Origin of the sequence: Secundilactobacillus malefermentans (assembly GCF_008033155.1) — a bacterium.
GTDB lineage: Bacteria > Bacillota > Bacilli > Lactobacillales > Lactobacillaceae > Secundilactobacillus > Secundilactobacillus malefermentans.
The window spans coordinates 1,200,181-1,213,384 of sequence record NZ_CP042371.1 but is presented as its reverse complement, the minus strand read 5'-3'; the positions used below and the strand labels follow the sequence as shown (position 1 = coordinate 1,213,384).

Genomic DNA, 13,204 nt, shown 5'->3' with positions numbered 1-13,204 from the left:
ATGAAGGCTTTTACATATGAGAAAATTTGCAATTGTTGGAATCGGTCACGTTGGTGCGACCATTGCGTACACCTTAGTTACGAAAGGGATTGCGGATGAATTAGTCCTGATTGATAAGAACAAGGAGAAGGCAACTGCTGAGATGCTCGACCTTCAAGATGCCCAAGCACGACTAGACTCGCACACCACCATCAAGGCGCATGATTACGCTGAGATTGCTGACGCTGATATTCTATTTGTCACTTCTGGGAACATTTATGCGTTAACCAAGAATTCCGGCGACCGTTGGGCAGAGTTCAAGGATACCAAGCAAATCGTCCAAGATATTGCACCAAAAATTAAGGCGTCTGGATTCCACGGCGTCCTCATTGATGTCATGAATCCGTGCGATTGCATCACTTACTACCTGCAGCAGGCAACCGGCTTACCTCAAAACCAGGTATTTGGTACCGGCACCTTTCTCGATACAGCTCGGATGCAAAAAGTTGTCGGGGAAACGTTTGACGTTGATCCCAAGAATGTTACCGGATACACGCTAGGCGAGCATGGCGCATCCCAATTTACCGCCTGGTCAACCGTTCAGGTAAACGGCCTCGCCATCGAAAGTTACCAAGCAGAAAAGCAGCTTAATTTCGACGATATGGAAGAAAAGGCCCGCTTTGGCGGCTGGACCGTTCACTCCGGCAAAGGCTACACAAACTTTGCAATCGCAACTTGTGCCATTAAACTCAGTCAGGCTGTTTTGTCGGATGCTAAATTAGCTTGTCCCTGCTCCTCATTTAACGAGAAGTATGGAACCTACGTCGGCCAACCTGGCGTGATTGGCAAAAATGGCGTTGAGTATGTCACCACTTTGCCGCTGACCGATGAGGAAGAGGAGAAGTTCAAGGCATCAGCGAACTTCATTCGGGAACGATTTGAAACACTGCCAAAGGTAAAGTAAATTAATACGACAATAAACGGCCAAGACCTTCCGTCTTGACCGTTTTTAATTCGTCTTTAATCCTCTTTCGCTCCGTTAGCTGTAAAATGAAAACGGAAACATAATACGAAAGCGAGGCATTTACAATGCGCAAAATTGGCTTAATTGGAATGGGAAACGTTGGGGCAACCATCGCCTATACGTTAGTAACTAAGGGACTTGCTGACGAACTCGTCATGATCGATAAAAATGAAAAGAAAGTCGTTGCTGAACAACTAGATTTGCAGGACTCCTTGGGCCGTTTGGACTCAAACACTACCATCAAAATTCAGGATTACTCAGAATTAAAGGATGCAGATATTTTGATTATCACGGCTGGCAAAGTTGCCGCAATGGGCAGCGGTGCGGATGGCCGCATGGGCGAGCTTTCATTTAACAAAATGGTCGTAGCCGACATGGCGCCGCAAATCAAGGCGTCTGGCTTTAACGGAATCATCATTAGCATCATGAATCCGTGTGACTGCATGACCCAATATTTACAAGAGCAGCTCGACTACCCACGAAATAAAATCTTTGGAACGGGCACTTTCCTCGATACCGCCCGAATGCAAAAAGTCGTTGGCCAATCATTTGGTGTGAGTGCCAACAATGTTTCTGGCTATGCTTTGGGCGAACACGGTGCTTCTCAATTCACCGCCTGGTCAACTGTTCAGGTTAATGGCGTGCCAATTCGAACGTTGCAGCATTCCCACAATGTTGATTTGGACAAATTTGAGGAAGCCATTCGCCTCGGTGGTGTCATGGTGTTCGAAGGCAAGGGCTACACCAATTTTGCCGTTGCAACCTGTGCGGTTAAATTAGCCATGGCGGTCTTCTCCGATGCCAAATTAGCCTGCCCGGTTTCCGCCTACAGTGATGCCTACAAAGTCTATATCGGTCAACCCGCCATCATTGGTAAAAACGGGATTGAATCGCTGACTCAAATTGCTCTGACCGCTGATGAGGAGCAGAAAATGAAGGCCTCAGCTGACATCATTTTGGAAAAAGTTGAAACGTTGCGTCACTAATCCTTTTTTAATCGTCGCGTCGCGTGACAGTGGGCTTTCAGGGGCGTAAAATATGAAGTAATAATGAGCGAACGAAGAAGGTGCACAATGTATCAACTATTAACGGACTCGTCGGTTGATTTACCATTCCAACTACTAGTCGACAACAACGTTGAATTTGTCTCGCTACACGTCAACGTCAACGGCCAAGAATACAAGGACGACCTTGAACACCACTTTGATTTAGAACACTTTTACGACCAAATTGACTCCGGATTGATGCCGAATACGGCTCAAATTAATATCGGTCAATTTGTTGCCTTTTTTGAGCCTTACGTCAAAGCTGGCACCCCCATCCTCTACCTCGGATTTTCGTCAGGATTGAGTGGGACATTTAATAGCGCCCAACAGGCTCGAAACTTACTATTAAATACGTACCCCGATGCCAAAATTTGTCTGGTTGATTCCCTAGCGGCCAGTTCCGGTCAGGGCCTCATGCTGCTTGACGCGGTGGATAAACGGGATGCTGGAATGGGAATAGCTGAGTTATCCGATTGGCTGGTTCGCAATCGACTTCACTATCAGCATTGGTTCACGGTTGATGATCTGAACTATCTGTATCATGGTGGTCGCGTCTCGCGAACTTCCGCAGCTTTCGGAACGTTGCTGCACATTAAACCGATTATGGATATGGATGCCAAGGGCCATTTGCGCGTTGTCAAAAAAGCGCGCTCTCGGCGACGATCCCTCGAAGCGTTGGCAGCAAACACCGTGGCAACGCTGGTTGATCGGGAATCTCCAAGAATCCTAATTTGCACGTCCCGAGCCGTTGATGCGGCCCACGTTATCGAAAATGAAATTAAAAAGACAGTTCCAAATGCTAGATTCACCATCACCAAGATTGGCCCCACCATTGCAAGCCATACCGGTTTGGGATGTGTGGCGGTGTTCTCATTTGGTAGTGAAAAACGGGTTTAATTATTATTATAATTGAACGCTTTTACAGTTCAGACACCTCTTTTGTTTTCTGAATTGTATAACATAGGTAAAAAAGACGACCATTTTATTGGTCGTCTTTTCATTACATCACTATTTTATTGTGCTGAATATCCACCATCAACCGTAAATTGGGCTCCAGTTGCATAGGTTGATTCATCTGAAGCGAGGTAAACACAGATGTAAGCAATGTCTTTAGGGGTTCCAATATGCCCAACTGGGGTCTTGGTCCTTACAGACATTCTTTCTTCCATCCCTTTTTGTGCCTTAACTAGTGGTGTTGCAATGTATCCAGGATGAACGCTGTTTACCCGAACCCCATAGTCACGCAATGCACTATCAAGGGCAGCAGATTTAGTTAGCAAAGTACTACCACCCTTAGAAGCATTATAAGCACCTAAGTTTGGATCTCCCACAAATGCTTCAATAGAAGCCATGTTAATGATTGAAGCTCCGCCATCTAAGTTTTTCATTTGTCGGATTCCTTCACGCGTGCCAAAAAAAGTCCCATTCAAGTTTACTCCAATGACACTCTTCCATTCATCATCAGTAGTATTCTCAATACTCTTTTCGACTGAAATACCTGCATTATTTACTAACGTTGTAACTTCTCCAAAAGCTTTTCTTGCAAAATCAAAAACCTTTGGCCACTGGCTAGAATCAGTAACATCTTGCTTATAAAATTTAATTTTGTCTGGTTTATTTAACTTTTCAATACTTTCCGCTGATTTATCATCGATGTCAGTAACGACAACCTTAGCACCTTCATCTGCGAACTCCTCAGCAATTGCTAAGCCAATTCCTTTAACGCCACCAGTAATAATTGCTACTTTATTGTCTAACCTTCCCATAAATAACACTCCTTTCAAATTAACTTACACGATTATTGTAGCATAATGTGATATACATCACATGTTCTCCAAGAACCAAAAAAAGCACCTCAATTATCATTGGGTGCCTCCTTAAAAGATATTTTAATTTTAAAATGCAGTCGTATCCGGATTCGTCGCCAGCCCTGCCTCACCATGGTGGTCATCGATTTTTTTCATATCAGTTTCATCAATTTCAAAATCGAAGATCTGGGCATTCTCCTTAATATAGTCTTTATGAATCGACTTAGGGAGTGGTAGGAATCCGTGCTGTAAGTGCCATCGCAAAATGAGTTGCGGCACTGATTTGTGATACTTTTTGGCAAGTTCGCCCAATTCGGCAATAGCAAAAACCTTGCCCGTTCCGAGCGGGCTGTATGCCTCCGACAAAATGCCGTGATTCTTGTTATAGTCAACGACTGAGGGCTGTAAATCTGACGGATTAAGAAATATTTGGTTAACCATTGGCTTAATTTCAGCCGTTTCTAGTAGTGCGTCCAAGTGGTGTTCACGGAAGTTTGAAACGCCGATTGCCTTCACTTTACCATCACGATAAAGTTCTTCCATTGCTTTCCAGCTTTCAGCGTTCATTTGTTGCCAGTTGTCTCGAAATTCAGCAGGATTAGGCCAATGAATCAGGTACAAATCAATATAATCTAAACCCAAGCGACATAACGAATTCGCAAATCCTTGTTTAGTCGCCTCATAACCATGTTTGGCATTCCACAATTTAGTGGTTACAAATAGATCCTGTCGTTTGACACCAGAATCCTTAATTGCTTCACCAACGCTTTCTTCATTTCCATAGGCAGCAGCCGTATCGATGTGGCGGTATCCTGCACGCAACGCTTCGCTCACTGCTTCGTAAGCAACATCCCCAGATGCTGTCTGCCAAGTACCAAATCCCACAATTGGTATCTTAACGCCATTACTTAATTGATAAGTATCCGTTAGACTCATTTGCTTTCTCCTCCTTGAACACACTGACTAGTTTACACTGGTAATTTTACTAGTAATTAGTTCAGGGGGGAAACATAAAGTCTCAGAATTTTTTAATTATTCTAATCATTAGGTAGGAAACTGCTTATTACTTTGTTTGCTTGTCGTGACGTTCATCAATTGCTTCAATGTAGGTCAGTTGCCCTTCATCTTCGGCTAACCAATCTGTGTCAATCAAGTAGTGTCCAACTTCTGTGATGGGGATCCAAATTTCACTTCGCGCAATGTCTTTTAATGATTCCCAGTAAGTTTTATCTCGTTTTTTAGTGGCTTCTTTAGGCACGTTTACAAACACAACTTGATGATTTTCGGTAATGGCCAACAGCTTGTGTGGGGTTACCGTTATGAGTTGAACAGGAATAAGTGGCTGTTCTGAGTAGTTGTCTTCAAGTAACATAATCATCAATCCTTCTTTCTGAATATAACCATCATATCGTCAAAGTTTTACGAAATTGGGTTTAATTGGTAAAGAAAGCCCTAACATTCCCTTTGAAAACGCTGAGATTTTCGTCATCATTTTGTAATAATGTTGGCTAATCCCTTATCTGACACAAGTTTATCAAACTTCACATTTTAGTTAACTGATTTAAATCAAGTTTAAATAGAAAAATTTCGAGTGCCTGATAGGATTCAAAAAACAAACATTGCCTTTCTCTGTTATAATCAACCACGTAGTTAAACGCATATATTGTAGAAAGAACGCACACTAAGGAGACCAAATGAACTATAATCATTCAAATCAAAATCGAAATTCACGCAACCGCCAACCACAGCCAGACGTTGAGGTTGAAGAAGGTCAGCGTTTTCCACTGACAATCAAACGCCTCGGCATTAATGGGGAAGGAATTGGCTACTATAAGCACAAGACCGTTTTCATCCCCGGCGCTCTACCAGATGAGGTCGTTGTCGCAGAGGTAACGCGGATTCACGCTCGCTACCTTGACGCTAAGATTCACAAAATTAGAACGAAAAGCCCTAACCGGGTTGAACCACGTGATGCCTATGCAGGTAACGTCGGCGGCTTTGAGCTAGAACATTTAGCTTATCCCGCTCAGCTCCAATTTAAACGGGACGTGGTTGTTCAATCGCTAGAAAAGTATCATCCCCGTGGCTACATGGATTACGAGTTGCGCCCAACCATCGGCATGGAGGATCCATACGCCTACCGTAATAAGGCCCAATTTCAAATCCGTAAAATTGATGACAAAGTGGTCGCCGGATTATATAAAGAAGGCACCCATGAAGTCGTCGATTTGGAAACTTGTTCCGTCCAATATCCATTGACGATGACCATCATGCGCGCTGTCGTCAAAATGCTTCAGGATTTAGACGTTCCCATTTACGATGAAGAAGCTGAATCTGGGATCGTTAAAACGGTTGTCATTCGGGTAGCCGTTTCAACGCAACAAGCACAACTCGTTTTCGTGACTAACTCTCAGAAGTTACCCAAGAAGCGCGAGTTGCTCGAACGAATTGAAGCAGAGCTCCCTGATGTCGTTTCCGTCATGCAAAATGTTAACCCAGGCAAAACTTCCCTCATTTGGGGCGAGGAAACAAAGCCATTGGCAGGCAAGACTTATATAGAAGAATACTTAAATAAGTTGCGCTTTAATTTGTCGGCTCGGGCCTTCCTGCAATTGAACCCATTCATGACTGAACAGCTGTATGCCGAAGGTCTCAAGGGACTCAATTTGACGGCGGACGACAACGTGATTGATGCCTACTCCGGTGTTGGAACGATTGGTCTTTCAATTGCCAGCTCCGCCAAAGAAGTTCGCGGAATGGATACCATTGCAGAATCCGTTGACGATGCCAACCAAAATGCCAAACAAAACGGGATTCAAAATGCCCACTACGTCGCCGGCAAGGCTGAAGATGTGATCCCTCAATGGCTCGCACTTGGCTGGGAACCGACCGCTTTAATTGTCGATCCTCCTCGTACCGGTTTAGACGATACGCTGCTTGAAACTATCTTGACTACCAGACCAGAAAAATTCGTCTATATTTCATGTAACCCATCAACCATGGCACAGGATTTAGTCAAATTGACTGAGGTCTATAACGTTGACTACATCCAATCTGTTGACATGATGCCCCAAACTGCTCGCTGTGAAGCCGTTGTGCGGATGCATTTGCGATAGATTACTAGCATGTTTTCGTTTTTTGCGCTAAGATGTCTTATTAGGATAATTTAGAAAGCTGGTTAACGATGCAGAATCCATTTGGAAATAATGGAAACAACAATAATGATGATAACGGCAACGGCATGGGTCCTGGGGGCCTTCCGCTACCACCAAATTACGCAACGATGGTCCACACCGAGTCCGGTGACATGCGAATTGCCAAAGTTGGCTTTTCGTTCACCGCGCTGATTTTTGGCTGGTGGGTGCCGGTGTTCCGGTCCGATTGGTACAATCTGTTGTGTATGCTCGGGATTAGTGCGGGCGTTTCTATGGGAATCGCCTCCTTCTATCATGTTAATATTGCCCAAACCTTTGAAATGACCAACACGATTATGGGAATCGTTTGGGGCTTCTTTTACAACATGATGTACTTTCGACACTTGTCAGCTCGTGGCTTTAAACCAGCTGATGAGCATTCGAAGGACCTACTAACGCAAAGTCGATATCTCAAATAAATTAGAAATCAATTAGCCTTTTCTTATGCTGATTGGTTTTTTTATTGCTTTTTTCTGGCTTTTTACCTTGGGATGCCATATAATGAGCTATTGATTAATAGTGAGCAAGTTTGCTTACAGATTAAATTTTAATGAGGATGAACGAAATTTGATAACTATTTTGTCGTTATCACTGTTCAGACTTTATATATAGGAGGTTGATGCATATGCATAAGCTCTCATCAATTTTGCACTTTGTCATTGGAATCAGTGCACTTGTGAGCGGCATCGGCCTAATGATCGATTCAAGCGGTACGTTTTTAGGACTATCAACGACATTACTTGTCAATGGTCCCTTCGAAAACTATCGTATATTGGGAATCATAGTAGTAATTATTTTTGGCCTAGGGAATCTACTGGGCTGGTGGGCTGGTCATCGAAACCACGTCTACACCGCGTCCATGAGTTTAATAATGGGCATCCTATTACTTATTGCGACCCTATTCGAAAGTTGGGTTTTTGCCGAGTTTTATCCATGGTTACAGCTATTAGCAATAATTGGAACTATTCAATTATTGTGGGGCTGGGTTTTACGTCGCGATTTTGTGGCTAGAACCAACAGCCGTCGCTGGCATGGTAAGCGAGCATAATTTAAAAAAGGGCGTCACACAATTTTGTGTGACGCCTTTTTTGTCTAATTTGACGCAGTTTCTTGCGATGAATGGATGAGATACAGTACCTGTCGTGCGATTGGTTGCGCAATTAGTAATTCGACCGCAAATGAAACCGCAAAATTACGTGGCCAACGGTAAGCAAAATCGGTGATTGGATCGAGGCTCAGTTGCCCTTGCCCAATCCAAGCGCCAACAACCGTTAAAATAATCGACATCATCAACACGTTGCATAAGACGTTCACGATTATGTGGGCATTGAAACTATCCCCTTTGGCGACAATTTTGTCCTTCATCCAAGTCGCTGGTGCGTTAGTTAGGATAACTAGCACAACCACCACTAGCCAAATAAAGGGTAAAACTTTGAGCGTCGATTTCCAGGTTTGAAAACTAAAACCCACTTCAAAACTCGTAATAATTGGGGCAATGATATTAACGGAAATCACTGAAACGAGTAGTAAAAATAAGGCAAATTCTTTCTTGTTCCGGGGTAAATACATAAAAAATTTCAACTCAATTTCTCCATTTCGTTCACGTTTTTTGCACAAAAAAATAGCGCAAAGTCTTTGACTGACTTTACGCTGATCAATTATACGCGCGTTATTTTGTTGACGTTTTGTAGCATACCACATCTAAAATTTTAATTCCAAGTGTTTTTAAAATTAATCGTAGTCGATTCCGTAGATACAATTGTCGTACGTCCATTGCAATAACTCATCTAATTGCCCGGTCGTATAGAAATTTCGCATCAAGGTATTAAACTTTTCCAACTGATTTATTGAGATATTGATAATGCCCCCGCCACCATTAATGAGCAGATAGTTGGCTGCTATGATTGCGGTTCGTTTATTGCCGTCCCAAAATAATTGGGCGCGCATCATTTCATACATTAAGCGTAACGATTTTTCAGTTAGTGTCAGGTCCGACATCATGAGTTCGGTAATCTGTTTTTGCATTTCGTAAACGTTTGGAATACCGGGGACAAAATCCATTCCCCCAATTTCCACGTTCCCCGTTCGAATCTCGCCAGGATACATGCCATCATTTTTGGAAACAATCCGATTTAATGCCTGACTGGTCTTCAAAGTATACGGCTCATCGTGCTCAATGATGTAGCTAAATGCGTTTTTTAAATCAACGATTACTTCCACATCATCAATTGAAATGCCTGAAACGCTCATGCCATTAATAATGGTTTGCGTTTGTGCTAGGGTCGCCGCAACGCCTTCAAACTTGGAATTTGAATAAACCATGTTGACTAAATTTTTAGCTGCAACAAAGCGGTTTTCCTCTTGCGTTAACTTATACTTGTCTTTCAAACAAATTCACCGGTCCTCTACCTGTGTGTTAATCCTCAGAAGCTCCCGTTAGGCTTCACTCTTTGACCTTAAACAGCCTCGTCGCCGCCACCGCATTTTGCCAACCCTTGTACAAACGGGTTCGGCGCTTCTCTTCCATATTTGGTTCGAACAAGCGGCCATTCTCATGAATCTTTGTAATTTCACTCAAATCATTCCAGAACCCAATTGCGAGTCCAGCCAAAAATGCAGCACCCATCGCAGACGTATCTTCATCAGCGGCCCGTTTGATATTAATTGATAAAATATCAGCTTGGAATTGCATTAAATAGCGATTTCGTGACGCACCGCCATCAGCTAAAATTTCAGGAATTTTCATTCCCGTATCTTTTTCCATTGTCTCTATGATATCACGGGTTTGGTAAGCAACGGATTGCAAAGTTGCCTTTACAAAATCCTCGCGATTGCTCCCACGGGTGAGGCCAAACACGGCCCCTTGTGCATCTTGATCCCAATAAGGCGCACCAAGTCCGTTAAATGCAGGCACAACGTATACTTCGTCGTTGTTGGTCGACTTCATTGCGGCCTGACGCGATTGGGGCACGTTATCGATAATTTTTAACTCATCCGCCAGCCATGAAATAGCTGACCCTGCCACAAAAATGGATCCTTCTAACGCATACTTTAGTTTACCATTAATGTCGTAAGCAATCGTCGTAAGCAAATTATTTTTGGAGAACTGGGGCTTATCCCCCGTGTTCATCACGATAAAAGCACCATCGCCATACGTATTCTTAATCATCCCCGGCTCAAACGCCATTTGCCCGACTAAGGCAGCCTGTTGGTCACCGGCAACCCCAGCAATAGGAACCTGCTCACCGTAAAATTCGTAGTTTTCGGTGGTCCCGTAGACTTCAGAACTTGAATGAACTTCTGGCAGCATCGATTCAGGAATGTTGAGCATTTTCAGCATTTCTGGATCCCAACACAAGTCCGTTATATTAAATAACATCGTTCGACTGGCATTGGTATAATCCGTCACGTGCAATTTACCACCCGACAACCGCCAAATGAGCCAGCTGTCAATGGTGCCAAAACAGAGTTCACCCTTTTCAGCACGTTCTTGAGCGCCTTCAACATGGTCCAAAATCCAGCGAATCTTCGTCGCTGAGAAATACGAGTCAATCACAAGTCCGGTATGACTGTGGACTAAATCTTCATAGCCTTCATCGATCAACTTGCGGGCGATTGAATTGGTCTGCTTCGATTGCCAGCCAATTGCGTGATAAATGGGTAACCCCGTTTTGCGATCCCAAATCACCGTTGTTTCTCGCTGATTTGAAATGCCGATTCCCTTAATATTTTCAGGATGAACGCCGCCATCAATCATTGCCAGTGCAATCACAGAAAGAACGGAATTCCATATTTCATTTGCATCTTGCTCTACCCAACCTGTTTCAGGATAGTATTGTGGAACGGGCTTGTCCGATTCAATCACCTTACGACCATTATGGTCAAAAATGATGGCCCGAGTGCTAGTCGTGCCTTGGTCAATTGATAAGATATAATTTTCTGGTTCCTTCATTGCCATAATGGTATCCTCCACTACCGGTTTACGCTTTGGAAACCGGTTTCACAAAGTAATTAGCCTAATCATAGCATGTATTCACAAAAAAAGAGAGCTTTTTAAAAGAAAAATAAGCTCTCTTACCTAAATTGGTATAGTTATATTAATAATTTTTGGTTTGCGAGAAAGCTATCTGCAAAATCAACTGGGTTTTTGACAACTTTACCAAACTCAACGATTAAAGCATGAAACTCTCGAAATCCGTCTAAATCTAGATCAACATGCTGTTCCACCAAGCGTTGAAAGTCCGAATACTTCACTGGCATCTGTGCGCCCAGCATTTCAAAAAGTCGTCTCGCGTACTTATCAACCATGAAGGCCGGTTGATCTAAAACGTACATCATAATGTAATCCGCCGTTTCAAACCCGATTCCTTTGATGGCTAATAGCTCTTTTCGAAGTGTTCCTTTATCCAGACTTCTTAATTGGTCTAGGTCGTTATGGTGGGTACTGAGCCACCGAGCCATGGCCAATAAAGTTTGTGATTTTCGTTGGTAGAACCCACTCGGTCGAATCAGGTCAATCACGCTCTCTTGACTGAGCTCAAGCAATTTTTCTGGGTGAAACGTTCCATCCGTGGCATCCTTCAAATTATTGAGCGAAGGCTCCACGTTTTTCCAGTTGGTATTCTGGACTAAAATGGATCCCCAGATAATCTCCCAAGCATTTTCAGCCCAAGGTGTCCCCGGCCGCAACCAGGGTTGTTGACCCATATTTTCTTCCATCGTGTTGTACAGTTGAGTCAGATTCAAAATTAGTCAGCCTTTCGTGCCAACTCGTCAATTTTGTCAAAGAAGGCATCGTGATCAACATCGTAAACCATTTCAACGGGACGACCATCTGCTTTTTCAAAAGTCCGTCCTTGAGCAGGTCCGTCAGAAATGACGTCACTATTGACGATTTTAGTCTTCACAATTTCAGGATATTGACTTGAAACTGTGGTCAAAACGTCCCACAAGTAGTAGGTTGAGTTCGTTTCAAAATGGGCCAATGGGGGAACAAGTGCGTAGCCATTACCGATTAAATCTAGACCGGCGTACTTGCGTTGCTTTGCCCAACGGTCACGAACATCGTTAGTTAAAGGTACTTTACGGGTACTCTCTAAACCAACCATGTGGATTTCAAGTGAGCTATCCCACACTGTTTTAACGGCTTCTGGATCCCAGAATGCGTTCCATTCCATGGTGCCATCTTGTTCAGGCTCGGCAACATTTCCACGGTTATCAAATGTTCCACCCATCCAAACGAGTTTTTCAATTTTGTCTTGTAATTTTGGTTCTGCCTTTAATGCAGAAGCAAGGTCTGTCAGTGGTCCGGTCATTAAAACGGTGACTTTACTGTCGCTTGCCATAATTTTATCAACCATATCTTTCCAAGCTGGTTCTTTTGCGATTGGTGTTTTAGGTGCACCAAATTCGTTCAGAACTGGGAAAGCGTCAACTCTAAATGAGTCCATTCGCCATTCAGTTGGGAAAGTATGAACGCCACGAGCATTTGAACTTGCAACTTCCAATTTTTCACCATGACCGAAGCGATCAATGATTTTTCGACTGGCTGAAACGGCTGGTTCAGTGTAAGAATCTGCACCAATTGCACCAACACCGATCAATTTAACGTTATCCATTTGAAGCAGTAAGAATAGGGAAACTAAATCATCGACGGCACCATCATGACTAAAATATACGTTTTGAACCACAATACAGGACCTCCTATTATTTTGGATCTAAGTTAAGTTTATCGGTTCTAAAAGCGGAGTGCAACAATGGAAAAATAAAAACGACCGAACATTTTCTGTTCAGTCGTTGGTACGCAAAAGTATCTGTGAGGTTTCACACCTTTTATTATCAGGCTCATCACTGATTTTCGTGAGGTTTCGCACCTACACCTTTTTTATCTCAACCCGGATATCTTCCGGCTTATCTGTATTTGTTGGGTGTAACTCTTCCTTATACGTGAAGTCAGCTTCCTCAAAGTAGTGCTTAACTTCATTATTAACCGTTTCCAATGAACGGGTATCGTTACCTTGTTGCTTAAGTAGCAACGTGTACTCACTACTATCTTCATTGGCGTCCTCAAAATCATACAAAACTGAAACACTGTTCAAAATTTCCTGGATTAATTGTCTCTCTGTCATTTTCCTTTACCTCGATCTATTTTTT

General features: G+C 43.1%; 15 protein-coding genes. 6 read left to right on the top strand and 9 right to left on the bottom strand.

The features are described 5' to 3' along the window. Window positions 1-16: 16 nt before the first annotated feature. From FGL90_RS05820 to FGL90_RS05810, 3 genes are all read left to right on the top strand, one after another. Window positions 17-943 (top strand): L-lactate dehydrogenase, encoded by a 927-nt coding sequence (locus FGL90_RS05820; RefSeq protein WP_147657282.1) that lies wholly within the window; start codon window positions 17-19, stop codon window positions 941-943. Window positions 944-1,068: 125 nt separating this feature from the next. Beyond that, window positions 1,069-1,989: an L-lactate dehydrogenase gene (locus FGL90_RS05815; protein WP_010620315.1), complete on the top strand. Its 921-nt coding sequence runs from the start codon at window positions 1,069-1,071 to the stop codon at window positions 1,987-1,989. Between the two features lie 87 nt (window positions 1,990-2,076). Continuing rightward, window positions 2,077-2,946 (top strand): DegV family protein, encoded by an 870-nt coding sequence (locus tag FGL90_RS05810; protein ID WP_010620316.1) that lies wholly within the window; start codon window positions 2,077-2,079, stop codon window positions 2,944-2,946. Between the two features lie 116 nt (window positions 2,947-3,062). On the opposite strand, the gene FGL90_RS05805 is transcribed toward FGL90_RS05810, so the two are convergent. From FGL90_RS05805 to FGL90_RS05795, 3 genes are all read right to left on the bottom strand, one after another. After that, window positions 3,063-3,815 carry a glucose 1-dehydrogenase gene (locus FGL90_RS05805; RefSeq protein ID WP_010620317.1) on the bottom strand — a complete coding sequence of 251 codons (753 nt, stop codon included), beginning with the start codon at window positions 3,813-3,815 and terminating at the stop codon, window positions 3,063-3,065. A gap of 129 nt (window positions 3,816-3,944) precedes the next feature. Then, window positions 3,945-4,793 (bottom strand): aldo/keto reductase, encoded by an 849-nt coding sequence (locus tag FGL90_RS05800; RefSeq protein WP_147657281.1) that lies wholly within the window; start codon window positions 4,791-4,793, stop codon window positions 3,945-3,947. 127 nt (window positions 4,794-4,920) lie between these two features. Continuing rightward, a complete protein-coding gene (locus tag FGL90_RS05795) occupies window positions 4,921-5,229 on the bottom strand; it encodes a hypothetical protein (RefSeq protein ID WP_010620319.1) in 309 nt (102 codons plus the stop codon). A gap of 322 nt (window positions 5,230-5,551) precedes the next feature. Here FGL90_RS05795 and rlmD point away from each other — a divergent pair, with 322 nt between their 5' ends. The 3 genes from rlmD to FGL90_RS05780 all read left to right on the top strand — a co-directional run bounded on the left by rlmD (window position 5,552) and on the right by FGL90_RS05780 (window position 8,099). Further along, window positions 5,552-6,973 carry a 23S rRNA (uracil(1939)-C(5))-methyltransferase RlmD gene (gene rlmD / locus FGL90_RS05790; protein WP_147657279.1) on the top strand — a complete coding sequence of 474 codons (1,422 nt, stop codon included), beginning with the start codon at window positions 5,552-5,554 and terminating at the stop codon, window positions 6,971-6,973. 68 nt (window positions 6,974-7,041) lie between these two features. Beyond that, window positions 7,042-7,470, top strand: coding sequence for a hypothetical protein (locus tag FGL90_RS05785; protein WP_010620321.1), 429 nt, complete (start codon window positions 7,042-7,044; stop codon window positions 7,468-7,470). Window positions 7,471-7,676: 206 nt separating this feature from the next. After that, window positions 7,677-8,099: a hypothetical protein gene (locus FGL90_RS05780; protein WP_010620322.1), complete on the top strand. Its 423-nt coding sequence runs from the start codon at window positions 7,677-7,679 to the stop codon at window positions 8,097-8,099. A gap of 44 nt (window positions 8,100-8,143) precedes the next feature. On the opposite strand, the gene FGL90_RS05775 is transcribed toward FGL90_RS05780, so the two are convergent. The 6 genes from FGL90_RS05775 to FGL90_RS05750 all read right to left on the bottom strand — a co-directional run bounded on the left by FGL90_RS05775 (window position 8,144) and on the right by FGL90_RS05750 (window position 13,179). After that, window positions 8,144-8,632: a hypothetical protein gene (locus tag FGL90_RS05775; protein WP_147657277.1), complete on the bottom strand. Its 489-nt coding sequence runs from the start codon at window positions 8,630-8,632 to the stop codon at window positions 8,144-8,146. 150 nt (window positions 8,633-8,782) lie between these two features. After that, window positions 8,783-9,439: a Fic family protein gene (locus FGL90_RS05770; RefSeq protein WP_147657275.1), complete on the bottom strand. Its 657-nt coding sequence runs from the start codon at window positions 9,437-9,439 to the stop codon at window positions 8,783-8,785. Window positions 9,440-9,494: 55 nt separating this feature from the next. Continuing rightward, on the bottom strand, window positions 9,495-11,003 hold the full coding sequence (glpK, locus tag FGL90_RS05765) for a glycerol kinase GlpK (RefSeq protein WP_010620325.1): 1,509 nt from the start codon (window positions 11,001-11,003) through the stop codon (window positions 9,495-9,497). Window positions 11,004-11,143: 140 nt separating this feature from the next. After that, on the bottom strand, window positions 11,144-11,797 hold the full coding sequence (locus FGL90_RS05760; RefSeq protein WP_033445258.1) for an endonuclease III domain-containing protein: 654 nt from the start codon (window positions 11,795-11,797) through the stop codon (window positions 11,144-11,146). Between the two features lie 2 nt (window positions 11,798-11,799). Beyond that, window positions 11,800-12,741, bottom strand: a complete 942-nt coding sequence (locus FGL90_RS05755; RefSeq protein ID WP_010620327.1) for a nucleoside hydrolase — start codon at window positions 12,739-12,741, stop codon at window positions 11,800-11,802. Between the two features lie 183 nt (window positions 12,742-12,924). Then, window positions 12,925-13,179, bottom strand: coding sequence for a hypothetical protein (locus FGL90_RS05750; protein WP_010620328.1), 255 nt, complete (start codon window positions 13,177-13,179; stop codon window positions 12,925-12,927). Between the last annotated feature and the right edge of the window lie 25 nt (window positions 13,180-13,204).